Below are 22797 nucleotides of genomic sequence, written 5' to 3' on the forward strand. Positions count from 1 at the left end.
ATAAGAACCAAGAACAAACATCTGCACAGTAACAAGCACACGAGACTGCGAAATACCAGAAACAAGAACCAGCAAAGCAACAACAGCAAGCAACAGCACAGCAACAACAACAAGCGCCAACACAACAACAACAACAAGCGCCTGCACAGCAACAACAACAAGCGCCTGCTCCGCAACAACAACAAGCGCCTGCTCAGAAACAACAACAAGCGCCTGCTCAGCAACAACAACAAGCGCCTGCTCAGCAACAACAACAAGCACCTGCTCAGCAACAACAACAAGCACCTGCTCAGCAACAAGCACCTGCTCAGCAACAAGCGCCTGCACAGCAACAGCAACAAGCGCCTGCACAGCAACAGCAACGACCGCCTGCTCAGCAACAGCAACGACCGCCTGCTCAGCAACAGCATGATGTTTCTATGGATTTTGATGACGATATCCCGTTCTGATCCAAAACTTAAGTTATTGATTTTAAAGGGATAAGTTAAATAACGGCTTGTATTTTATACAGGCCGTTTGTTTGTCTGGACTTTGGTTTACATATTGACACAAGGTTATATAATGGTTATAATTAGTCAAAGTTATTAACATTTGTTAATTCAGATTAATGTTAGGAAAGTTATTATGTTAGACAGTGCTCTTAAAAAGCAAAATGAAATAAAATTAAGTAAAGAATCAAATAAAGTACAAGTTGTTGCAGCGCCTAAGAGATTTGTCTCTGATGAAGATATTGAAACATCGAGAAAAATCTATAATTTATGGAAGGAGTACAAAAAAGCACATAAAGATGTATGTCAAAAAACATTTGCTAAAGAAAAATTTGGTTGGTCACAAGGTTTATTCTCACAATACTTAACAGGAAAGGTGCCTATTAGTCTAAAAACAGCATTAAAGTTTGCTGAAGTTTTTGAATGCGATCCTGGTGATATACGAGATGAGTTCAAAAACACAAAAGCATATGATTTAAATGTGAAAATGGCTAAGCAACTAACTCAGGTGCTTTCATACCTTAAAAATAACTGCGGAGTTGATGTTGAAAATGATAGTTTATGTACTGAAATATTAGCTACGTTATCTACACCATCTATATTACTGGCTCTTTTAGATAATTAGCGGACTAAATTATTAATCTTATTAAATATTGCCACTATAGGTGGCAAATAAAGTAAAAAATGGTTTTAATTTCTTATTTTTGGTATATTTTGTCAAAATTAAATTTAAGGCCTTTTAAATGAAAAAACTAACACTAGTAGCACTTTCACTGGTTCCACTTTTTGCGTCAGCAAGCCCAGTTCTAAATTCATGCGACTACTTGGGAGACTCTGGAAGAGAGTTTACTTTTCTGCAATCTGATCCCTCTTTATCTTTCAAAAATAGAATGACTGAAAACACTTACCCATTCATTGTCAGTGACAAATTCCATGGTAATAAATTAAATGTTGCAAAGTATGAATACCGCCACGCAAAACTTAACGATAAATCCTTTTTTAGACGAACAGAGCTATCTTCTAATGGAGTTGAAGAGCCAGTAAGATATTATAATGCTCTTGTAGATAATTGCGATACAGTTTGGTTCAAGGTTAATGAGAGTAGTGGCCCAGCAGAAAAATATATGGACTCGGAAAATGACAATGTAACCGGGAGAGTTCCTTGGGATAGGTTAGAGGATGAACTTTCGATCAGGTTTACCGACACTTTCTTCAAAATTAAAAAGCACATTGGTAAATTCATTACTGCAATGCCGGCTTCAAGTGGTGAAAAGTTAAGAGGTAAATCGCTAGATATACAGCAATGGGTTGATATTGATGACTTTGAAAAGTTGAAAGTCCTGAATGTTCTAGCGAGTGACTTCGTCTATGAGGGTCGTAGGTTAGGTAGTACACAAATTAAAGTTAGTAACGAAAGTGGAAGTGAATTTTACGTTCCTTGGAATATAGAAAAACTTTATTTGGGAAATCCATTTAATAAAAAAGAAATCAGGTCTAAATTTTATGGCGATATTAAACGAGGCAATATTCGTTTCGGTATGAATTATGATGAAGTTACAATGACCTGGGGCGAACCAGACTTTATTAAAGATCTTCCTTTATACAAAAGAAGTGACCATCGAATGTTTGTTAAAGATGTTAGCTATCCATACGGTGATGTATTTACTCGCTATACGGTAGCTGAGCCTATCGAAGGAACTATTAAAGGAAAGTTTGTAGAAGCTCATTATCTCAATCGCCTAAGAGCTGGTGAAAGCCTTAAGTTTGATACTAACGGTGTTCTTCTTGAAGACAATCAAGTAAATAATCTCCACAAAAATGAAGTCAACACGCCTTTAGCTCTTCCACTTAAATAAATTTAATTTATTTATCTAATACTAAAGCCTGAAGTTATTCAGGCTTTATTACTTTTTAATAATAAATATTGACTGAAAATACAAATATTGATATATTATTTGCATTGCAGAAAGCAGCCAAATTAAACTTATTATTGGAAGGTTATCATGAACAAAGTCGCGTCAATTTCATCTCTTACTCACTATATTAATAGCGTAAAAGATATTCCTTTATTAACACATAATGAAGTAATTGAACTAAGTAAAGACTATTTACATAATGAATCATTATTGTCCAAAAATAAGCTAATTAAACATAACTTGCGATTAGTTATTAGTCTCGCAAAAAAATATGAAACAAATGATAGCGCCATGATCATGGATTTAATTCAAGAGGGCAATGAAGGCTTGATGACAGCCGTAGAGAAGTATGACTATGAAATGGGTTATAAGCTATCAACCTACGCCTCAAATTGGATAAGATACCGCATAGAGCTTCATTTAAATAAAAATAGAAAGATTGTTAGTGTTCCTGTTCATACTATGAAGTTACTAAACAAAGTTGCAAAAGAAGTAAGCTTAATGAGGGGGACGGATGCGCTTATTACGCCAGAGTCTGTTGCAAAGAAAGTTGGCATGGCTGATGAAGTTTCAAAAATCAGTGCGGTCATGGATCTAATGCAGTGGGAACACTCATTAAACCATAAGCCTAATGATGATGAAGATGGTGATGAAATGATAAATCTAATCAAAGGCGAATCTTCAATGGAGAGTGATGTAGAAGACAGAGAAGCATCAAACTGGATAAGCGTAGCACTTGAAGAGCTTTCGCCTAAACATAAAGAGATTATCTGCATGCTATATGGATTACACGGGTATCCAGAGCAGAATAGATCTCAGATAGCGACTGTATTCGGATTAAGTAGAGAGCGAATCAGACAGATTGCTAATGTAGCTACCGACAAACTACAAAAGTTTGCATCAAGAAAAGGCATCGAGTTCTCTCAGTTAATATAGAAGAAACACACGACACCAGTTTGACCATTTGACTATTTTTAATTATAATTATTATTAATTATATAAAGGTCGAACTAATGAAAAAACTAAAACCAGTGAATAACCCCGCAAAAATTGATTTTTGGGCTAAGTGGGTTGGTATAGCACTAACAGTTAGCGTTGTGTGTTCTTATACCGCCTACAAAGCTCATAGTGTACAAAAAGACCACGATGACAATCTATCTAAGTCAGCACATATAGACGCCGTAGCACTTAGACAGTACGCACGAGCTATACAAATGTATGAACACGCTGCTAATTTAAGTGGAGGCGCTTCATTATCAACATTTGGCACCATCGACCGAATTGAAACTGAGCTTAAGAATCATAAGCTCATTGCAATTACAGCAAAACCTCTTCTTGGTTCTCGAATTGAAGTTTATAAAAACATAAAATTTGTTGGATTTGAAGCTGACTCGAACCAAAGTTGCGAGATTTTTAATCATTACTATCAACAAAGTAAAGAAAAAAAGATTGCCCATGATATTGATAAAGCCTACGAGATTATCGACAATAAATCAGATCCCTTTTGCGTCATAAACAGTGTAGATCTCAGTGCTAATTCAGATATCGAAAAGCCAATAGTAATCATCTCTATTAGAGACCAGGTTCTTAATAACTCAATGAATATTTATAACTAAATATTCCCGAAACAAGGAAAGGGCTAAAGGTTATTTGTGTTATTTAAAGTAAAATTTAAGCTTTAGCCCATTAAATATATGATCAAAAAAGAAGACGTAGTAGATTATTTTTTCATGTTAATGGGTTCCATTTCTACAGTTAATTTCTCTATAGGTAGAACATCATTATTGCTGGCAGCAATAAAAGAAATGGAGCCTGAATTTTCAGAAAACTCGTTTGAAGAATTGCTTAACGAGTTCGATGATGGGACTAAACATGGAATTGCTAAATTTAGAGAAAAATTCCTAGTTAATAATAAATGATAGGCCCTTGGGTCTATCATTTATGCAAAAGACTTAATCTTAGATTTAAATAAAAATAATAATAAAGGATTTGTTTTGACTGAACATGCCAATAAAAAAATTAACTTAAAAGACATTAAAAACAAAGGCTTTTCTGTATTAGAGATCCCTGAAATTAACAAGTTTGATTCTAGCAGTCTGAAAAAAACAATGTCTGCAGGCTCTGGTAGCGGGGAGGAAAAAGCAGTTGATGGGAAAATAGTTTTAGCAACAACATTTCCTTTTGGGACATTGAAAATTGCCTACTATAGAATTCGAGATATTATTAATAATTCTCCTCTAGGTAAGCTAAATTATTTTGAAAACTATGAAGCTTGGATTCAAATTATTACTATTTCTAATAATGAAAAGTTTACTCTTAGTAAAAGCTCATCAGATTCAGACGTCGAAGTTTTATTTATTATTAATAGCGACAAACAGCCTTATTGGCTTAGCTCTAAATGTAATAAAACTGTCAAAGGAAGTATGCCACTCTTACCAGGAACGGCAGTTGTATTTAAGGAATCAAATAATGACTTCACCTACGACCTTACAAAGGGTAAAGGCAAATCTCTAGCTTTTAGACTGATCCTTAAAAAAATGTAATAAGTTAAAACCAATCCTCAGATAATGTCTATTGTTTAAGGGTTGGACTTTCTATTTGTGTCATACATAGCGAAACCAATTTTGTTAAATATGTTATATTAAATAGAAAAGGATATTGTTATGAATAATATTACAAAATCGTTCCTTTCTCGATTCGGAAATATTGAGTCATGGAATACTGATAGGCTTTATCCGTCCGACGGTATCGAAGGATACCATGGCGTAGATTCTGTCTCTTTTTTAAGAGATCTAATCAATGATTTTGATGACAAAACTCCAGACGACATTAAAGAAGAAATTACCTACCTCAATAGAAACCGAATCGACTACGACGAAAGCACCCCAGAAGCGTTACATGAACAACTAAGTTTTAGGACGTATACCATCCCTTTGGTTAGAATTGAAAAGGGCTATGCAGCCGGGCTTATTGATGCTGTAAGTAACTCATATGCGAAAACGGACAAGGGCTGGGTTGATACACATTTAAATGTGGTCGCGGATAAGAATAGTTCATTCGAAGAAATCCTTAATCTCGTTCGTGAGAAAGCAGAGATAGTCGATTCATTTTCAGTCAAAGACTTAGTTGAAGCCGAAGAAAAAGAACAACTGATTGTTAATAAGAACATAATCGCTAGTAAAAATGAGCAGGGTATGTGGATTAACCAGTACGGTAAGTTATTTAAAGCCGGTGAAGTGTCAAGAATTATTGCTCATTCTGATGAACCAGCATTCACGCTAATGGGATATGATGAGGATAAATACTATCACGGCCATGCGTCTAATAAGTTAGAGCCTGAAGCGGAACATCATTCTAGAGGCTTATCTGTCCAAGGGAGAGCCGCATACGCAACCGGTTCGATTAATGAGGCTATTACGTATGCAAATCCCTATGGCTTTGAAACAAGCGGCAAGCTGCTTAGTCTTCAAGATTCAGGTGAGATACAAAATAGAAAAGATTTTGTGTTTAGCCATATTTATGAATTAGGTCCAGGTCTTTCCACTCTCTTTCATGCAGATGCCACACCTGTTACTAGCAGCTTATTAGCCAAACCTAGTTTATCTTCACTTCTTTTGATGACGAGATTAACGGGAGGGAATGAAATATACGTAGCAAAACAATGGGTAGACCTTATTAATACAAAAACTTCTTTTGATTCATATGCATTAATGAATAATTTAAACTCTTATTTTATGCAGCACGACAATGAATTTGAAGCTCTTAGGAAAATGACCAGTAGCTTAGGCTTCGATGGATTAAAAGTGGTGTTTCCGACCGAAAAAGAACTAAGTGATATTGAATCTAAAATTGAGAAATTTAAGGCTGAATTTGAAATTGAGTCTTATAGTGATTCTCAGGTTTTAAAAAACTCATTGAAAGCGCTTGATAAGGGAATGACGTCTTTAAAATCGGCGATACCGGCTAGAGCAAAGCACAGCCATTTAATTCTATTTGAAGACAAAAATCTTGTTAAAGAGCACTTGAAGTTGCTGCCTTTTAATGAAGGGGGATTCTTAAATCAGGACCCGCTATACAGTCAAAAAGTCGAGATGAAAAAAGAAGATTTACTTGCATTAAAGAGCCCTGAAGTCAGTGATGCCAAGCTGTACTTTGTTAAAAGAAATGAAAAGGAAAACAACGTCTCTTTTTCGCTTGCTTAAGTAATGACCCTAAGCTGTAAATTGGTATAATATTTGACGATATTAAGGGGATCGTTTATATTTACCCCTTACTGCAGATCACATTAAAAAACTCTAAAATAAGGCGGACTAAATTAGTGTAGCTTACTGATTGCCGCCTTAAGACAGGAATGAGACTAATCTCTATGATAATAACTACGAAAAATATTAACGCTCCTCTAGTTTTCGTTCTGGCCTTGACTGTGGGGCATCCAACTTATGCAGAAACATTTACAATAAGAGCACCAATGTCAGATTCGATTTCTGTCTGGGAGGACATATCAACAGTCGAAGGTGACTGGACTGATGTTGACGGGCAAAGGACTTGTACATCTTGGAGTCCTACTACTTCTTCGGTTCTTTTAGATGAAAGCTTTATTCAGAGCCGCGATTGTGAGCAGCTTCAAGAGCAGGAAGTTACAGCGGAGCAAGAAGACAGTGTTTCTGGAGAGACTAGGACGACAACATATACTAATGAGAGATATGTTACCGAAACAGAAGTTCAGGACGCTATTGGCACCATGAGCTCTTGGATATTCACAGACTCAGAATTTACAGACTGGGAATATACCGGGGAGACTGAGTATAGTAACTGGTCACCAGTTTCGGCAGATCAAACAACTGACTATGACCAGGAGGGTACTTACTATATCTACAAGGAACAATATGAACAGCAGATGCAGATTTACAACTCAACGGGTGAAATAAGAGAGTACGGTAGTCCAATATTGATTAGTAGTTATGATGAAGAAGATGCTGAGCGCTCTGTTACTGTAACAGAAGGAGAGTGGGTATATGACGGAACATACTACGACTGTGGTAGCTGGTCAGATGAAGACGAGGACTTTGAAACTGATGAAACGTATTATCTTCATGAGAAAACTTGCTTATGGAGTAATACACGGGATTGGACTCATACTTCAGAAGATGAAGTTATCTATACCTATACCGAAGAAAGAACGCCTAGTGGAACTGTTTATCAGTACGTCCAGACATATTCATGTACCTCTACAGCTTCCACTGAATGGGGTCTTCAGGACATATGGGATTCATGTGTTGAAAGAGAATAAATAAAGTTCTTTTTATTGCCTATACCGAGCCACTTAGCGATTTGTTAAGTGGCTTTTTTAATGCGGGCTTAACCACTATTTCACTCATTTTGTTTTAGCATAAACTTTATTTTCAATCCCGTCGCTGTTAAGAATGAGTAATAGGGATTATTGCTATGCTGCATTTGCAAATATGAATATATTGACTTTAAAGCTAAAATCATTATACTAAATATTATATTAATTGGGGACTAGGAAAGAAGTTATGCTTGACGCAAATTTTATTAGAAACAAAATATCAGATTCAATCTTAATGATGCATTTAAACACGGAGCACTTAACAGATTTTGGCGGAACAGCCAATATTAGCGCAATCGATCTTGGGTATGGGTACGTTAAGTACATTAAAGATATTATTAATGGTGACATTGTTTGTGATTTGTTTCCATCTCAAGCGGCATATTCGCCAGAAGAAGAGATTTCTGGAGACTTTTTTACAACCAGAAATACCAAACGAGTTAGTTTTGGCGGTAATAATTGGGAAGTCGGCCCAGACGTTTATGACATTATTTCTAAGAATGATGTAAGAGCAATGCACGAGGACTTTATCTCTACTGAGCAGTGGATGGTTTTATTTCTAGGCACTTTAGCCTACATTGACAAAGAAGTTATTGATGTATTGATTCTTGGGCTGCCTGTAAACAACATGGGTAAAGAAGAGCAAATGAAGAGGCTTGTTATCGGCGACCATGTTGTAGGTGATAAAACGTATAAAATTAAAGACGTTCTCGTTGTTCCTCAGCCTCTGGGAGCTTTATATAATCATGCAGTCTCATCTACAGAAAGCTTTGAACGTTTTTCTAAAACAACAACATTAATTGTAGACCCTGGATACCTGACGTTTGATTTCCTTGTGTCAAAAGGATTTAAGGTTATCTCTCATCGCTCAGGTGCTAGACCAGGTGGAATGAATGCCGTTTTGTGTGCAATTTCAAAAAGCATTTCAGAATACATTAATGACACATATGATGATCACAATGAATTAGATATGGCGCTAGACTTAAAAAACTACTCAGGTGTAAAAGATACTCGTCCAATATATATTTATGGCGATGAAATAGATTTAAATGATCATATTCACAGCACAAGACCAGTTATTGATGCTAGTTTAAATTTCATGCACAGTAGAATAGGGTGGAGTAAGGATATTGCTCAGATCATTATGGGTGGTGGGCCATCGAAGATATTTGAGAAATCGATTAGAACTCAATTTTCAAAGCATGAAGTGAACACAATGGAAGATGGGATCTTTTCAAATGTCATAGGATTCATGTACTGGGGTATGATTTTGTACTATGCAATGAGAATGAAGAACGAAAAGATGCTTGCTAATGCATAGAAGATGAGTAAAGCCCTCAGATAAGGGGGCTTTACGTTACTGATGAGTCTTATGGGTTAAGAGACTCTTTCATGAATTTTCCAGGTTTGAAGGCTGGTACTAGCTTTGCGCTGATATTCATTGACTCACCTGTTTGTGGGTTTCTTCCAGTTCTAGCAGCTCTAGCTGAAACCTTAAATGTACCTAGAGAGGGGATTTGAACGCTTTCACCGTCTTGTAACGAGCTAGTGATTGTATCTAACGTAGCTTCTAATGCCTTTTTTATCTCTGACTTTGACATTCCAGTTTTGATAGCGACATCTGCAATAAGTTGTGTTTTATTCATTTTAATCTCCGTTATATATTTAATAATATACTAAGAATAGCTTGTCATGGGCATACATTACAAGAGTATTAAAGATATATTTTCATTCATAACCTGCTGAGTTAAAAGATAATTGATTAATTGACCAAAAATGCAATTGTTGCTATATTATATCACCAGAAAATAACTAGGGTGCTAAATAAAAAATGGTAGATAATCTGACCAAAAAACTATCTTGTGGGATAGTGTTTGTTAATTCAAAATCGCAAGTCCTTATGCTGCATCCGATGGACCAAAGACACTGGGACATTCCTAAAGGGACAAAAAATACAGAAGAAACTGAATCTGAAGCAGCTATACGTGAAACAAGAGAAGAAACAGGTATTGTTGTTGATCCATCAGCACTGCTTGATTTAAGCTGGTTTGAGTATAATAAATATAAAGATTTATGGCTGTTTATTACAAAAATGCCTGATATTGAACTTGACCAGCTTTATTGTACTAGCTTCTTTACAAATGAAGATGGTAAAGAAGGCCCAGAAGCTGACAGTTTCGAGTTGGTTGACCTGTCAGAATTTGAAGAAAGAGCATGCTATAGCATGCAAAGAATTTTCCGCGACGGTGGGTTAAAAAGAGATATTGAAGATTTTGTTGCAGACAATTTTAAATCTAGTTCGAACCACGAGTAAGAGAAATATGTAAGTCACACACAGGACTTGCATCATCAAGTGCTTCTTTCCATTGGTCCATTTCAGATTCGTCTTCTGGATAATTATCCATATGGATATTTATAATGGAAAGTAAGCCATCTCTAAGTTCATCGAAGTCATAGCTTTTATCAGTAAAAGTATGAACCCTAGAATCTTCATCTAGTTTCATCTGCATTTTGGTTATAAATAAACTTTCATCTGTATCATCGGTGAAGAAAGCTGCAGAACATATTTCATCAATACAGTTCGAGTTAATGAGCATAGCTATTAAAGAGCTTTTTTGTTCCTGCTCTATCTGTCTTATTGCGTTACTCTTCATAATCTAAATCCACTTCTTTAAAGTCTGTAGTATTGGTAACGATATAATCGTTACCAATCCATTATACTTACTACTTCCAATATAGCAAATATAGTATACTTATTTAGAGCGAATTCCTGATACCTTTATTCTTTGTTTTTAATTTTAATATTTGCATTAGTATTTTCTGATAATTTGTTGGTTTATCTAATATAGACTTAAAGTATTTGCTAGATTGTGGTGCTTTGGTTACTGCTCTATCGGCAGTAAGGCAAATGATTGGAGTCTCTTTGTTATGGTTAGAATTTGAAATGCTCTTCGAAATGTCCGCGCCATTTTTTGTCGTGAAATTAAAGTGAAAATCAGTAATGATTATGTCATATCTTCTGTTTGTTAGTTTGATCAACGCATCTTCATAGCCTAACGAAGCATCAACCAATGCCCCATCATTACGCATAAGCTCAGACATAGTCGCTAAATGATCCTCATGGCCGTCAACCAGCAGGATTGTAGTCCCGCTAAGAAGCTTTTCGTCTTCATAGGGAATGCTTTGTATAAGGTTACTTGTTACGCTTGTTCCGATTGATGATGCGGTGCCTATTCTTGAAATGTTACTCGACATTTCCTTCTGACACATAATTATTCTCTTAATAAAATCGTATGGGCTAGTGTGACGATGAAGAATAAGATCAATGCCTACGCTTTTGTACAAGGACATATTGTTTGTTGAGTTAACCTCGAAAACAATAAGTCTTTTACATCGACTCTTAAGCTTAGACACAATATCCTGTGAGTAACTAGGAATGTCGACACAAACTATGATGTCATGGTCCTTAATTTCATCAAGTGAGCTGTAAAAACAGCAATTAAGCATTAGAAGCTGTAAAATTCCTCTGTGAGACTTTATTAACTCAGGATCATAGGTAAATAATGCAATATCCACATCACACTGCGATAACGCTCTATCGGATCTTATTTGGGCAGGCGATTTCTTCGCATGTATCGAAACAGGTATGATAAAAGTAAACTCAGTTCCAGAGCTTTGATTGCTATCAACAAAAATTTCTCCATTCATGCCCTCTATCAGAAGTTTACAGATATATAGACCAAGACTCGCACCATGTATACTATGTATGCTTAAATCAGACTGGTATGAGTCGTTGCGCAGCATCTCTAATTCGTCTTCGCATAGGCCCAGACCATCGTCTTTAATCGTTACTTTTAGGAAGTCTCCATTGTCGTCGCTATAAGCGTTAAAAGTAAGAAAGATGCTTCCTTCATTTGTTAGTTTAAGCGAATTACTTACCAGGTTGTTTACAACCCGGTTAACCCATTCTTTATTCATGTAGATGAAGTTATGTGAGGTCTCATCAATCCGCGTGTAAACCTTAACTGATTTGTTCTCGTTAATTACTCTTGCATTAACAACACACTTTACCAACAATTCAAGAAGATCAACTTCGACTTCTGTCTGTGCAGAGTCAAGCAGGGAAGAGTCCATTATATTTTTAGCAAGATAATCGATTTCAGAAGATGCTCTTGAAATTCTGTTGATCCACTCTACGTCTTGTGAGCTTAAGTTCGTCGCTTGAATTATCAACTCTGCAGTTTTTTCAATAACATCCACAGGGCTTTTAATATCATGACCAATGGAGGCAACCATTGTTTTGTGCTCTTTATATTTTTCACCTAATATCACGATACTCTCATTCAGATTCGCAAAGTTCTTTTCTAACAACTTTAGCTTTTTAGTCGAATCACTAGCCTCTAAAATAAGATTTTCTTTTTGATCTTTAAGCTTGTTAATTATTGCACTCGAAAGCTGCTTTAACTCTAAAACATCAAATGTGGAAGTGTCCAAAATTAATTCAAACTTATTTGCTGGTGTGTTTTTAATTTTATTAGTTAGTGCGTTAAGCTGTTTTAATTTTAAGTTAAAAATAAATGAGATAAAAAGAAGAAATGCCATCAAAAAAACTATTGCAACAATCGTTTCATAATATACATATGAAGTAACATAGTAATAATCAAAACTGATCACCACATACCCAATGGGCTTCTTATTAATGAACTGACTTAAAGAGGGGATATCCATTTCACGTTTATGAATGGATTGGTATATCGGCGTAATTTTAGATGTCCTGCCGTTCTCAATAAAATAGCTACTTATACTATACTTTGATATTTCATCGGAATTAGATGAAATAGTATTTTTAGCTAGCACTCTTTTTTTATCATTAAGAATTTCAACAGAATGTATGGAGTCAGGTTGCTCTAATGATGTTATTAAAGCGTAAAGCGCTTCAGAATTATGACCTACAATGTCCCCTATAACCGCTTTAGACATAATGTTCCCATAGTAACTTATCTGCTTAGATAATCGAATTCTATTATCTGATGCTTTGGTTGTCTGGTAATAGACAATTAAAACCATGGCCAGTAAGAATAAAGGAATGATGACCTTAAAAATAAATTTGGTAAATGTACTACTCATTTCTGTTGCTGTTCCTTGGGGGATGCGAAAGGTTGCGTAGTATGAAGAAGAATTGACACAAAAAAAAGAGCAGATATGATTATGTGTCTTCTCATTCATCAATATAACGACTATCATTGAGCTCTTAAGATGATAAGAACTTGTTTGTTGGAGAGAACTTTTTGAATTCGAAAATAAAAAAAATAATAGATGAATCTGGATACGTAGTCATGAACGTGCATGATGGAAGCATAGAAGGTCTTGAAATCAAAAGAAGCCTGGCTGCTTTTACAATAGGCTTAAGTAGTGTTGTCGATGGGCCTGAGCTTATATTTGTAGATGAAGAAAGTGAAACTGTATCTAAATTTATTGACCGGTATTTATTTTATAGAAAGATGGATATTCCACTAGAAGAATTAGTTAACTTTACAAAATTAGGTGATTCTCCAGTGCAGTTCAAAGTAGTAAAGCAAGAAGTAGCAAGCAAGTACACTTCTCAAATGTTTGAATATTTTAAAGAAAAAGATAGCATTAAAGAACTTCCAGAAGTGGTCTGGATTGGCAGAAAGAGTGGAAGTTTCCCTTTCTTCAATATTGATAATTAAGACCTGGCATATGCACATTGAATTAAATTAAGAGGTTTATTGTTTTGGAAGCAAACTTTTCATTGGATGTAAGTAATACCAAAGGTGCAAATCAATTTATTGATCAAATCAAATTTAGAGTATTTAAAGAAGACCAACTCGTATTCTCAATTTGTGCAAAATCATTCAACTGGGCACTAGCTAATGAGCTTAGTCTTCATCCTGTGTGGGCGAAGAACATTGATCCTATGATTAAGAATTATTATCCAATTATTTTTGATGATGGTGCTAAAAAAATATCATTAAGCAAGGTTATGTCGGACATGATTTTTTTTGACGACCCAGTTGTTTACATTGAAAGTATTAATGCTTTCGACTCAAAAATATCAAGCTTAGAAATTTTTCTAGGGATGTTTAACAAATACTTTGAAGATAGAATCTCTTTGCTAGTAATTCCTAAATGGAAGATGCTTGGGGACGAATTTACGCTTCTGGAATCAGAGACGATAAATATATTAAGTACTTTGGGAATTTCAATTTATGATGATGATGTAGCGATCAGGTTTATGGAATCAAAGACCAAGATTGAAGAGAAAATCCTTGATTCCGATAATTACAGCTATTTCGATTAAGAAACCGACAATGGCTATTTTAGTTGCTGTAATGATGTATCTATTACAGTGTTGCTTGGAAGATAAATCGGGCAGTAGAAAAGCTTAATAGAGTTTTTACTGATGCCTGATGATGATCTTATGTTCTGTAAAGGTGCATCTGGTGTAAGTACATACTCTATGTTTTTCACCATCGCCTCAGAAATCGATGTAGTTAGATCAATTTTTCCAGTATTCGGAATTTTGAATCTATATCCGTTAATAAGTACATCTTTCACGCTGTTTACTTTTCTGTATGAGAGTTCGACAGAAAGACTATCTTTATCTAAGTTCATCCAGCCTGTGTATGATAGGCCCACCTTCAAGCCCTCAGGCGTAACGACAAAATTGTTTTCACCATCTTTTGATACCAATGAACCATGAAGAATATGTGTTTCCTCAGTCGTTCTATCTGAATGAATAATTGGATTGTCTTTACTGCTTTCTTGATTTCGATTGAAGTAAGCCGAAGATTCATAGTTTATCGTGCTGCTAGCATCCACAGAGCCGTCTTTATTGAGTTTGCTTTGCTCGATATATAAAGTGATGCCTCTTTGTGCCATGCCCTCTAATTTTGGTGCACACACAACATTATCAATATGAGATTCTTTAATGTTTTTATCATTCAGCAATGAGCATCCAGTTAAAGAGATGAGGGACGCCGTTGTTAATAGTTTTAAGATAGTCGATTTCTTCATTATTATTTATTAACAAATATCATCACTGGTATTTGTTGTTTTCCTTTTTTATAGTTCGGAAAGTGATATTTTGACTACTGCATAGAATTTATCTATCAGAGAATTAATCACCAAATTAAAGCTTGTAGCATAAAAGTTTTTGGGCAAAAAGCCCTTAGCTGACTCCTATTAATATATCCATTTTCGTTTACTAAGGCAAATATATTTGTTAGTATTTATTATATATATCAATTAAATATAGTGTTTTTTTATAAAAAATAATGTGCTTCCATTAAAATATTAAGAGGTTAGAAAAATGGCTCTAAAAGTTACAGATAAAGCGAGATTTGATACACTTGAATCATCAATTAAAGGCATGGTATCTGCCGGAGTGGATCTCGAAACTGTCAAAGCAGGTTTTGCCGAACAAATACGTTTTTTTGAGCAAGAAACGGGAGTGCTCATCAAGTTACGTGGTGAAGGTGAAGATTTTGAAGTGGGGATCATTGACAGCTCAAAGGACTTTGTCCGAGTCAGAAGTTCAAACCCTGAAAACAAAGTGCTAAGAACAAAAATATTAGGTGTTGGTATTGAAGTAAAAACATTTAAAAAGTGTGAGTTTGAACATAGCAATAAAGAAATCCATGATTCTCTAATTGCGTTAGCAGAAATTGTTTTGTCTAGCCCAGTCGATTTTGCTAAATGCGATAATTTAAATGTAGAACATCCTTTTAAAATTACTGCTGAACAGACTGAAGAAATTGAACCGGCTGAAGAAGCTGAAGAAACTGAAGAAACTGAAGAAGCTGAAGAAACTGAAGAAGCTGAAGAAACTGAACAGTAATCTCCGAACAGTTAGGCCAGCATTTTTTGCTGGCCTAAGATAAATTCATGGTTATTAAATCGCTCCTTCATCAACCATTCTCGCGATTTCTTCCTCGCTGTAATCAGATAGTTCACCTGTGCCTAAGTAATCATAGTCATCATCAGCCTCGTCGTCTTCAATATCATTTTCGTGTTCAGGTAAATCAAAGCCGTTAATTGACTCTCCTGTGTCGAACATAGAATGATTGAAAGATGGAAAGTCTTGTTCACCTGACATAGAGTGCGCTAGTTGAAAGACATCATCACCACTGAGCTCATCAGAGTCATGCTGGGCCAGCTCCTGTGAAGGGGTTGCATGTTCCTTTTTAACAGTATCTACCTTAACATTCTCTTTATTAGAAGGTTTCGTTTCAACGGTGTCTGCTTTAGTAATCTCTGTTTTAACACTTTCTTTTTTAACAGCTTTGGCTTTAACGGTGTCTACTTTAGCAGGCTTCACTTTAACGGTGTCTATTTTAGCATTGGCTGCTTTGTTGATCTCAGCCTTAGCATGTTCAGTTTTAGAAATATCTGAACTAGCAGGCTCAACTTCTAATTGGGATGATTTAACAAGACTTACTTTTTTCCCTGACGGATTAGTACTCATGACGTCTAAGGCAATAGCGCGTATTTTGTCCGCCTCATCGTTTCCAATTTCTTTATATTCTTCATCAATAGGTTCAGAAAGGAAAGTGAGCGAATCTTCTGATTTTTCACTATTATTTTGATTATCCATTATTTCACCAATAATCTTTCTTTTGTATTCTATGCTTGCATTATCACTGCCCGTCGCGGCATACAAAGAAAGAAAAAGGTTTATTGCAGTCCTACCTGAGATTCGATTGTTTTTATCGCTAGAATTCATTACGTAGTCATAGAGTACCGGTTCTACAGTATATACATCATAGCCAGGGTTAATCTCATTGCTTTTCTTTAGGGATGCAGCACAAGCCAGAGTGCATTTTTTTACTTCAGGGATTCTTGCTATAACACTAGCAAGTTCTTCTACTTCTTTTTTCCTGAAATAAAAGAAGGAGGTTAAGGCTACAAATGGGATCATTCCGAATAAAGAGACGTTAGCTACAGCCAGCCAAGATATGAAGAATATCGGCTTAATTATTTTATTATAGTTAGTATTGTGGCCTTTCATTACATTAACAGGCGACACCTTTGACGAAAGAGATTCCATAACCATTTTATCGATAACCGGAAATTTAAGTATTGCTTCCAGTCTTTCGATAACAGGAGAGAAAATCAACGATGCTTTAAGTCGATTTCCGTGAACATTATTATTATTATTATTGTTGTTTTTCATTTAAAATACCAAACGCATTAACTTTCAAATAATATATAGCTATTGTTAGTAAAGGTCAATATTAATGAAGTGTGTGATATTCGTAACCCACTTATTTAATTGGAGATTTTAAATTTAGTTATAATAAATCAGGGATAACATACATGAAAAAAGTTAAAGATATAAATGATTGGAAGATGATATTAGATCATCTAATGACAGTTGAGCCTTATGATAACTTAAAAAAAATGCGAGCTTCAATTTTAAATAGTAGAGGAATAAATAAGTTTTCAAGCCCCGAGGTGGTGATTGCCAAGAAAAGTACGATAGGGCATCACGAATTATCAAAAAGAGAAGTTTTAGCCGTTTACGTTTGTGATCTTATCGGAGGTCAAGCTTATAAGGACGAACAAGGAGACTTTTTCTTTTTTGATTACAAAATTAATTCAAGTGACTTGATGAACAATCGTTTTTTAGATGGGTTGAAACTAGTTGATATGGAAATAACTAATTCTTTTCCGACACAGATAGAAGACTATGATAGAAACTGGGGGTATCCGAGCATAATTAGAGCGGCAAGAGAGGGAAAGATAGAGCTTTCTGATTCTAAACTGTCTCTAACTCATGAAAATGGATCTTGGGCTATAGCGGGAGCTAGTTCATCATCAAAAGCTATTGTAAAATCATTAGAAAATTTTAATGAAGTCTTTTACGACTCAATTAATTCGATATTGGATTCACAAAAAAATCTAGAATCAGGAATGGCGTTCGATTAACACAAAAAATTGACTAAATTCAGCTAAGTATTTATATCTTATTTTACTGTAAAAATTTAATCAAAAGCTTGCGGTACTTATTCGTTTGTTTGATGAAGAATATAAAATAAGATATAATTTAGAGGAACTTACTTATGGAATTACCCAATGCAGTCCTTGATTCATCGACTTGTCGATAAAAAAAACAATTATAAAATTGATAAAGTTAGCCGATCAGATTTGTTTGGCAAAGGATCTGAGCACATGATTCATGTTGCTCATGTTTCAAAGGATACTATTCCATGCAGAATGTACCAAATTGTATTTACGGGCGACAGAGTTTTAGATATTGAACTAATTGGAAAGCTTTTAGGTGAAGATCACCTTTCAGTAAGAAGTGCTGGTAATTTAAATCGTTCAACGATTCAAATGCCACTAACAGAGCAAGATAGCTCAGACTTCATTACAGTATTTGATGAATCTATTTTAGAAAAAGAAACTGTGCACGTTGCTAAAGGTATTAATAACGAAGGAGTGTGGATTAGCCCAAACGAAATAATCTCTTTATTTCAAAACTATAAAATTCTTCCTGTATCTACATTGGCAAATACTGAAGGCCTCAACCTAGACACCAATGGTGAGGGCTTTAAGAAAGAAATGCTGGAAATAAAAAGTCATCTAAGTAAGCATATGTCAGCAAAGGACTTGCCAGTTCTATTTGATTCAACAAGAAAAGAAATTGACTTAATGGATACTGATGACATCGATTTTTTAGAAGAGATTATCGATATTGACCCTTATATCTATGGGCATATCCTAATGAATTACTATAAAAATGGTGGCCGAACAAAAAGCCCAAGTATTTATGAAATGATAACAGAAATAGGGCCACGCAATATCTATTTAACGCTAAAGGAATTGACTCTCCCTGGTGGTAGTGTTTCTCCATTAGATGTTAACTTTTCAATTGGTGAGTCTGTCTACAAGAACATCAGCATTATCACATTTTTAATGACGGAAATTCTCAAGACCACTAAGTCTAAATTAGGGATAGCCCCTCGACTAGGTGGAACATTAGGGCGATTAATTGGATATAATACTGCAAGGTGGCTATGTGATGGCGGGGCTGACAAATCACTTGATCTCTCAGACCAAATGAAAATTAATAGACACAGATATTTGCCAGATATTCAGAAGAAATTCAGAGGATTCACTCAAATATCGCTGTCTAGCTACATAATGGAAGAGTTTAACGTATCTGAGGATATTGCGATTCCAATCACAAATCATTGGAATCCATTCTATCAAGGTGAACACTTTGTTACTTGTAACCTTCTTTATATTGTAAGAGCCAAAATGGATGAGTTAGATATTCTCGACATTAGAATGTTTTCGCCCGTTTCTCGAATCCATAACATTCTCGCCAGAAATTTGGGCGTAGAAAATGAGATAAACGCAGCTTTTGAAAAGTTAGATACAGCGTTAGAGCACACAGAAAGAATGAGCTGGCGGTTTAGGTAAAGTCGACTAAAAATAACGGTTAATTAAACTTAATGATAATGTGTGACATTGCATAACACTCTTTCATTAAGTTACTATTTAAGAAATTGTTTTCGAGATATACAGATGAAGAACTTAGAAGAAACATACTCAAAGGAAATTCAGCCATTAGTTGAAAGAATTGCACTTATAGCAAAACAAGAAGATATGCCTATTTTCTTAACTTTTGAAGATAGCGAAAGCGGATTCAGCACAACCTGCCTTAACGAAGATAAATCAAAGTTTGAAAAAATACGACTTTATCGATGGATTAACGAAGTTTGGAACATCGATGAGCTGTTTAAAAAGATAATAGACAATGCCAGGAAGAAAGGGCACAAATCGTCATACTTAAAAGCGATGGGAGTTCCCTCGACGCCATCAGAGGAGTTTCCTATTCCTACCAGAGACTGCTAATAATTGGTCAAAAATAACCGTCTACCTCAAGAACCTCTTATTTGACAAAAAATAAATTGAAGTTATATTATTAAGATATTGAATCGTTGATTGCTTTCGTTTATATTGCGTCAATACTGGCGCTGTAGTCATATTGTATCTGGTTTTTAATTGGTAGAAGAAGAATTGCTTTCTTGCTTCCTTATAAAATAAATAAAAAAGCTTAGATGTTTGTCTAAGTTTTTTGTCTTTGTATAAGTTGAACAACAAACTTGTACTGGTTTAAGTTATTGAAAAGCGTTAGCTGTCCAATAATAGGATTATTCATGCGTTCTAAAGTTATGCATTATCTTAGTAAGTTATTCTCAAGCAATAGGAAATACTCCTTTTGCGACGAGCTAACAGGCCTAGGAAATATTAAATATTTTCATGAGTCCCTAGCCTTACATGCTAGCTCAAATAAAGATGCAGATAAATTATCAGTGATCCTAATAAATATTGATGGGTTCAAAGACATTAACAACTGTTACGGTTATAGCGCAGGAAATGAAATACTTCTCGAGATCAGTAAACGAATTCAATCTGCAATTAATTATTGTATTCATGAAAGCATAGATGAATTTATCTCCTACAACCTCTGTAGGGTCTCTGGAGACGAGTTCTCAATTGCCATTAATGGATATGATAAATCAAGCTTTATTACATCTGTGATGAGAAAAGTGTCCTCAGGCTTTAAAGAGCCAGTTGCCACAAAGTCAGAAACTCTGGTCATCTCAGCCAGTATCGGTGCGGCTGAATATTCAACACAGGCACAAAGCAAACAAGAGCTAATTAAATTTTCAGATATGGCGATGTGTAACGCTAAATCATCTGGCAGCAATCAGTACCGTTGGTTCTCGAGAGAAATGGAAACGGAATCAATAGAAAAATCGGTTATGATCTCGAAAATAAAAAAAGCTATTCAAGAAAATGAGTTCTCACTTTCATACCAGCCAAAAGTGAATTGCAAAGAGGGCGGTACAGAACTCAAGGAAGCTGAAGCACTCATTCGATGGAAAACAAAAAGTGGTGAACAGATTTCTCCTGCAGAATTTATTCCCTTTGCTGAAAAAAACGGGTTATCAAATGATATTGGCAAATGGGTGTTTGAGCAGCTATGCAAAGATATCAAAGGTCTTGAAGATAATAATATCTCAAACATTAAATTTTCTTTCAATGTGTCTCCGAATCAATTAAAAGATGAGGTTTTCAGGCTTTTCATTGAAAAGATGATACTTAAGTACAAAGTAAATCCTAATAAGCTACAAATGGAAATTACAGAACATTGTATCGCTGAAGATATAAGTAAAACAAAAGAAACCTTGCTGAAAATAAAGAAGTTGGGGATTGAAATATCGCTTGATGACTTTGGCACGGAATACTCATCACTTCAATTTCTCTCAGAGCTACCAATAGACATAATTAAAATTGACAGAATATTTGTGAGTGGATGCCATGAAAACCGCAAGAGAGGCGCCATAATCAATGCAATAGTCGCCTTGGCAAATGGTCTTGGAATGCAATCGGTAGCAGAAGGTGTTGAGTCTATCCAAGAAGCGAAATTCATAATAAAATCAGGGTGTACTCAAATACAAGGGTTTTATTACCATAAGCCGATGCCTTTAAAAGAATTTGTTACCGCGACACAGTAAATTGGCATAAATAATTAAAAGAGTTATAATAATCCAAGTTGATAACAAGAGGGTTTATAATGACTACAAAAAAAACACACGATGATTTTGTACTTGCTCATGCTAAGAAAAACGTAAGCATTATGTTTGATGACAAAGAAATGTTTAAGGGCAGTATAGAACTTCAAAAAAATGAATTTATTAAAACAAAGCTGCAAAGACTTTTGAAAGTAAAAAAGTCAGCGATATACGTATGGGTTGGTTGCATACTTACTTTGTTCACTCCCTTCAAGTTACTGTTTCTTTTATCTGTTCTTTACATGGCCGTCGTTCACTTGGCAGGCTCATCCCTTAAGTCATACATCATTGACGGAATGAAGAACTCAGAAGAATTTTATAATGAGGTGCTGGATAAAAAGCTGGTGCATTTGGAATATAAGTAACACTGCGCTTTAAATATTTAAACAAAGATTCCCAAAGTGTGAATTAATATGATTAGTTTATAGAATGTGGCCTGGTTAATTAATATATAATATACTTAAAAATAATAACTAGTCATTACATCTTTGGGAATTTAATCAATGAAAAAGAGAAAAATAGTAACATCTCTTCTTATGGCCTTCACTGTAAGCTCAAATGCAGCAAGCTTTTCATACACAGCCTACACGCCTGGAGACGAGACATACAGCGAACTCCTGTCCAAATGTGGAAGCTCATCAGATGTTGGATACTCATCAGTATTTGGTTCGTCGGAATCTTACGAATCAAACTTTCCAATAATGGGCCAATTCCATTCTGAAATTGAAACAATGCCAGCAATCTCCTCTTCTAGTAGTGCCTCCGCATATACAATATTTTATGAGGCAGAAATTGCCAAGAATAATCTTTATGGCTACTCATATGATATTGCAGCAATGATGAACCGAAATAGTGACTCCATTTCTGTAACTGAGGAAATATATGACAGCACAATGGATACCTACCAAGAATCAGCAGATCAAATTCAGTCAGAAAGTGACTACGTAACCGATACAGCCATAACAGATGCGCTTGACGTAATGTCTACCAATATATCAAGCTCAGAAGATTATTCTGACTATCAGGTTTGGTCAACATGCTTAGGGTGGTGGGTTTCTGGAATGCCGTTTTATTTAACTGACAGTGAAGTGGATGCCCATACGGTAAGATTAAATGGGTGGAGTGATGGTGAATTAACTAACTCTGTCTACGCTTACCCTAGCACAAGTATTAGCCAGATAGTTATTTCGGACGGCACATACAGTTATGACCGTTCAGCATATAATGACTATGTCGGTAGCGATGATGATTCTTCATTATCAGACACATCTGAAGCCGAAACCACTACAGATTCATCAAGTGATCAATGGTGGGAAGATGGGTATTCCTCTGATACGACTACAGATGATTCTGAATCCGTAAACTGGTGGGATTAAAAATAGACTTTAATACTTTAAATAGCTAAATTAAGTTGAAATTTAATTAAAGAGAAA

General features: G+C 35.3%; 25 protein-coding genes. 19 read left to right on the forward strand and 6 right to left on the reverse strand.

The features are described 5' to 3' along the window. The coding region (locus SP041_RS08850; protein ID WP_137297584.1) for a hypothetical protein at nt 1–351 on the reverse strand (351 nt) is incomplete at its 3' end. Between the two features lie 273 nt (nt 352–624). On the opposite strand from SP041_RS08850, the gene SP041_RS08855 reads away from it, so the two are divergent. The 9 genes from SP041_RS08855 to SP041_RS08895 all read left to right on the forward strand — a co-directional run bounded on the left by SP041_RS08855 (nt 625) and on the right by SP041_RS08895 (nt 9072). Next, nucleotides 625–1113 carry a helix-turn-helix transcriptional regulator gene (locus SP041_RS08855; protein ID WP_025562819.1) on the forward strand — a complete coding sequence of 163 codons (489 nt, stop codon included), beginning with the start codon at nt 625–627 and terminating at the stop codon, nt 1111–1113. 118 nt (nt 1114–1231) lie between these two features. After that, on the forward strand, nt 1232–2344 hold the full coding sequence (locus SP041_RS08860) for a hypothetical protein (RefSeq protein ID WP_025562820.1): 1113 nt from the start codon (nt 1232–1234) through the stop codon (nt 2342–2344). Nucleotides 2345–2491: 147 nt separating this feature from the next. Then, on the forward strand, nt 2492–3340 hold the full coding sequence (locus SP041_RS08865; RefSeq protein WP_025562821.1) for an RNA polymerase sigma factor RpoD/SigA: 849 nt from the start codon (nt 2492–2494) through the stop codon (nt 3338–3340). A 77-nt stretch (nt 3341–3417) separates the two neighbouring features. Continuing rightward, complete coding sequence (locus SP041_RS08870; protein ID WP_025562822.1) at nt 3418–4020, forward strand: hypothetical protein; 603 nt, start codon at nt 3418–3420, stop codon at nt 4018–4020. A gap of 78 nt (nt 4021–4098) precedes the next feature. Beyond that, a complete protein-coding gene (locus SP041_RS08875) occupies nt 4099–4323 on the forward strand; it encodes a hypothetical protein (protein WP_025562823.1) in 225 nt (74 codons plus the stop codon). Between the two features lie 75 nt (nt 4324–4398). Beyond that, nucleotides 4399–4947: a hypothetical protein gene (locus SP041_RS08880; RefSeq protein WP_025562824.1), complete on the forward strand. Its 549-nt coding sequence runs from the start codon at nt 4399–4401 to the stop codon at nt 4945–4947. A 120-nt stretch (nt 4948–5067) separates the two neighbouring features. Continuing rightward, a complete protein-coding gene (locus SP041_RS08885; protein ID WP_025562825.1) occupies nt 5068–6606 on the forward strand; it encodes a hypothetical protein in 1539 nt (512 codons plus the stop codon). Between the two features lie 164 nt (nt 6607–6770). After that, nucleotides 6771–7694, forward strand: a complete 924-nt coding sequence (locus SP041_RS08890; RefSeq protein WP_025562827.1) for a hypothetical protein — start codon at nt 6771–6773, stop codon at nt 7692–7694. A gap of 244 nt (nt 7695–7938) precedes the next feature. Then, nucleotides 7939–9072, forward strand: coding sequence for a PRTRC system protein D (locus SP041_RS08895; protein ID WP_025562828.1), 1134 nt, complete (start codon nt 7939–7941; stop codon nt 9070–9072). A gap of 49 nt (nt 9073–9121) precedes the next feature. Here SP041_RS08895 and SP041_RS08900 read toward each other — a convergent pair whose 3' ends face one another. Further along, nucleotides 9122–9412 carry an HU family DNA-binding protein gene (locus SP041_RS08900; protein ID WP_346763644.1) on the reverse strand — a complete coding sequence of 97 codons (291 nt, stop codon included), beginning with the start codon at nt 9410–9412 and terminating at the stop codon, nt 9122–9124. A gap of 170 nt (nt 9413–9582) precedes the next feature. Between SP041_RS08900 and SP041_RS08905 the strand changes: the two genes are divergently transcribed. After that, nucleotides 9583–10065: an NUDIX hydrolase gene (locus SP041_RS08905; RefSeq protein WP_025562831.1), complete on the forward strand. Its 483-nt coding sequence runs from the start codon at nt 9583–9585 to the stop codon at nt 10063–10065. On the opposite strand, the gene SP041_RS08910 is transcribed toward SP041_RS08905, so the two are convergent. Continuing rightward, nucleotides 10046–10348: a hypothetical protein gene (locus SP041_RS08910; protein ID WP_137297585.1), complete on the reverse strand. Its 303-nt coding sequence runs from the start codon at nt 10346–10348 to the stop codon at nt 10046–10048. The genes SP041_RS08905 and SP041_RS08910 overlap by 20 nt on opposite strands. 160 nt (nt 10349–10508) lie before the next feature. Further along, complete coding sequence (locus tag SP041_RS08915) at nt 10509–12878, reverse strand: hybrid sensor histidine kinase/response regulator (protein WP_025562833.1); 2370 nt, start codon at nt 12876–12878, stop codon at nt 10509–10511. A gap of 161 nt (nt 12879–13039) precedes the next feature. Between SP041_RS08915 and SP041_RS08920 the strand changes: the two genes are divergently transcribed. Together SP041_RS08920 and SP041_RS08925 are read left to right on the forward strand one after the other, a co-directional pair. Beyond that, nucleotides 13040–13462 (forward strand): DUF4262 domain-containing protein, encoded by a 423-nt coding sequence (locus tag SP041_RS08920; RefSeq protein ID WP_025562834.1) that lies wholly within the window; start codon nt 13040–13042, stop codon nt 13460–13462. A gap of 44 nt (nt 13463–13506) precedes the next feature. Next, complete coding sequence (locus SP041_RS08925) at nt 13507–14073, forward strand: hypothetical protein (RefSeq protein ID WP_025562836.1); 567 nt, start codon at nt 13507–13509, stop codon at nt 14071–14073. A gap of 14 nt (nt 14074–14087) precedes the next feature. Here the strand turns inward: SP041_RS08925 and SP041_RS08930 are convergent, their stop codons facing one another. Further along, the gene (locus SP041_RS08930; protein WP_025562837.1) at nt 14088–14723 is read right to left on the reverse strand and encodes a hypothetical protein; all 636 of its coding nucleotides are present in this window, start codon (nt 14721–14723) and stop codon (nt 14088–14090) included. A gap of 361 nt (nt 14724–15084) precedes the next feature. Between SP041_RS08930 and SP041_RS08935 the strand changes: the two genes are divergently transcribed. Continuing rightward, nucleotides 15085–15612, forward strand: coding sequence for a hypothetical protein (locus tag SP041_RS08935; protein WP_025562838.1), 528 nt, complete (start codon nt 15085–15087; stop codon nt 15610–15612). Nucleotides 15613–15666: 54 nt separating this feature from the next. Here SP041_RS08935 and SP041_RS08940 read toward each other — a convergent pair whose 3' ends face one another. Continuing rightward, on the reverse strand, nt 15667–16947 hold the full coding sequence (locus SP041_RS08940) for a hypothetical protein (protein WP_025562839.1): 1281 nt from the start codon (nt 16945–16947) through the stop codon (nt 15667–15669). Nucleotides 16948–17090: 143 nt separating this feature from the next. Between SP041_RS08940 and SP041_RS08945 the strand changes: the two genes are divergently transcribed. The 6 genes from SP041_RS08945 (at nt 17091) to SP041_RS08970 (ending at nt 22740) form a co-directional block, all read left to right on the forward strand. Continuing rightward, the gene (locus tag SP041_RS08945) at nt 17091–17702 is read left to right on the forward strand and encodes a hypothetical protein (protein ID WP_025562840.1); all 612 of its coding nucleotides are present in this window, start codon (nt 17091–17093) and stop codon (nt 17700–17702) included. A 147-nt stretch (nt 17703–17849) separates the two neighbouring features. After that, nucleotides 17850–19202: a hypothetical protein gene (locus SP041_RS08950; RefSeq protein ID WP_025562841.1), complete on the forward strand. Its 1353-nt coding sequence runs from the start codon at nt 17850–17852 to the stop codon at nt 19200–19202. Between the two features lie 105 nt (nt 19203–19307). Further along, a complete protein-coding gene (locus SP041_RS08955) occupies nt 19308–19637 on the forward strand; it encodes a hypothetical protein (protein WP_025562842.1) in 330 nt (109 codons plus the stop codon). A 305-nt stretch (nt 19638–19942) separates the two neighbouring features. After that, nucleotides 19943–21307, forward strand: coding sequence for a bifunctional diguanylate cyclase/phosphodiesterase (locus tag SP041_RS08960; RefSeq protein ID WP_025562843.1), 1365 nt, complete (start codon nt 19943–19945; stop codon nt 21305–21307). A 59-nt stretch (nt 21308–21366) separates the two neighbouring features. After that, nucleotides 21367–21729, forward strand: a complete 363-nt coding sequence (locus SP041_RS08965) for a hypothetical protein (RefSeq protein WP_025562844.1) — start codon at nt 21367–21369, stop codon at nt 21727–21729. 171 nt (nt 21730–21900) lie between these two features. Further along, a complete protein-coding gene (locus tag SP041_RS08970) occupies nt 21901–22740 on the forward strand; it encodes a hypothetical protein (RefSeq protein ID WP_137297586.1) in 840 nt (279 codons plus the stop codon). Nucleotides 22741–22797: the final 57 nt, after the last annotated feature.

It is taken from the genome of Psychromonas sp. SP041 (genome assembly GCF_000470315.2).
Classification (GTDB): domain Bacteria; phylum Pseudomonadota; class Gammaproteobacteria; order Enterobacterales; family Psychromonadaceae; genus Psychromonas.

Coding starts and splice junctions, on each gene's coding strand:
- SP041_RS08870 (WP_025562822.1), top strand. CDS start 3,418: ATGAAAAAACTAAAACCAGTGAATAACCCCGCAAAAATTGATTTTTGG.
- SP041_RS08855 (WP_025562819.1), top strand. CDS start 625: ATGTTAGACAGTGCTCTTAAAAAGCAAAATGAAATAAAATTAAGTAAA.
- SP041_RS08875 (WP_025562823.1), top strand. CDS start 4,099: ATGATCAAAAAAGAAGACGTAGTAGATTATTTTTTCATGTTAATGGGT.
- SP041_RS08950 (WP_025562841.1), top strand. CDS start 17,850: ATGCAGTCCTTGATTCATCGACTTGTCGATAAAAAAAACAATTATAAA.
- SP041_RS08860 (WP_025562820.1), top strand. CDS start 1,232: ATGAAAAAACTAACACTAGTAGCACTTTCACTGGTTCCACTTTTTGCG.
- SP041_RS08970 (WP_137297586.1), top strand. CDS start 21,901: ATGGCCTTCACTGTAAGCTCAAATGCAGCAAGCTTTTCATACACAGCC.
- SP041_RS08935 (WP_025562838.1), top strand. CDS start 15,085: ATGGCTCTAAAAGTTACAGATAAAGCGAGATTTGATACACTTGAATCA.
- SP041_RS08905 (WP_025562831.1), top strand. CDS start 9,583: ATGGTAGATAATCTGACCAAAAAACTATCTTGTGGGATAGTGTTTGTT.
- SP041_RS08915 (WP_025562833.1), bottom strand. CDS start 12,878: ATGAGTAGTACATTTACCAAATTTATTTTTAAGGTCATCATTCCTTTA.
- SP041_RS08865 (WP_025562821.1), top strand. CDS start 2,492: ATGAACAAAGTCGCGTCAATTTCATCTCTTACTCACTATATTAATAGC.
- SP041_RS08895 (WP_025562828.1), top strand. CDS start 7,939: ATGCTTGACGCAAATTTTATTAGAAACAAAATATCAGATTCAATCTTA.
- SP041_RS08890 (WP_025562827.1), top strand. CDS start 6,771: ATGATAATAACTACGAAAAATATTAACGCTCCTCTAGTTTTCGTTCTG.
- SP041_RS08885 (WP_025562825.1), top strand. CDS start 5,068: ATGAATAATATTACAAAATCGTTCCTTTCTCGATTCGGAAATATTGAG.
- SP041_RS08910 (WP_137297585.1), bottom strand. CDS start 10,348: ATGCTCATTAACTCGAACTGTATTGATGAAATATGTTCTGCAGCTTTC.
- SP041_RS08965 (WP_025562844.1), top strand. CDS start 21,367: ATGACTACAAAAAAAACACACGATGATTTTGTACTTGCTCATGCTAAG.
- SP041_RS08960 (WP_025562843.1), top strand. CDS start 19,943: ATGCGTTCTAAAGTTATGCATTATCTTAGTAAGTTATTCTCAAGCAAT.
- SP041_RS08955 (WP_025562842.1), top strand. CDS start 19,308: ATGAAGAACTTAGAAGAAACATACTCAAAGGAAATTCAGCCATTAGTT.
- SP041_RS08940 (WP_025562839.1), bottom strand. CDS start 16,947: ATGAAAAACAACAATAATAATAATAATAATGTTCACGGAAATCGACTT.
- SP041_RS08945 (WP_025562840.1), top strand. CDS start 17,091: ATGAAAAAAGTTAAAGATATAAATGATTGGAAGATGATATTAGATCAT.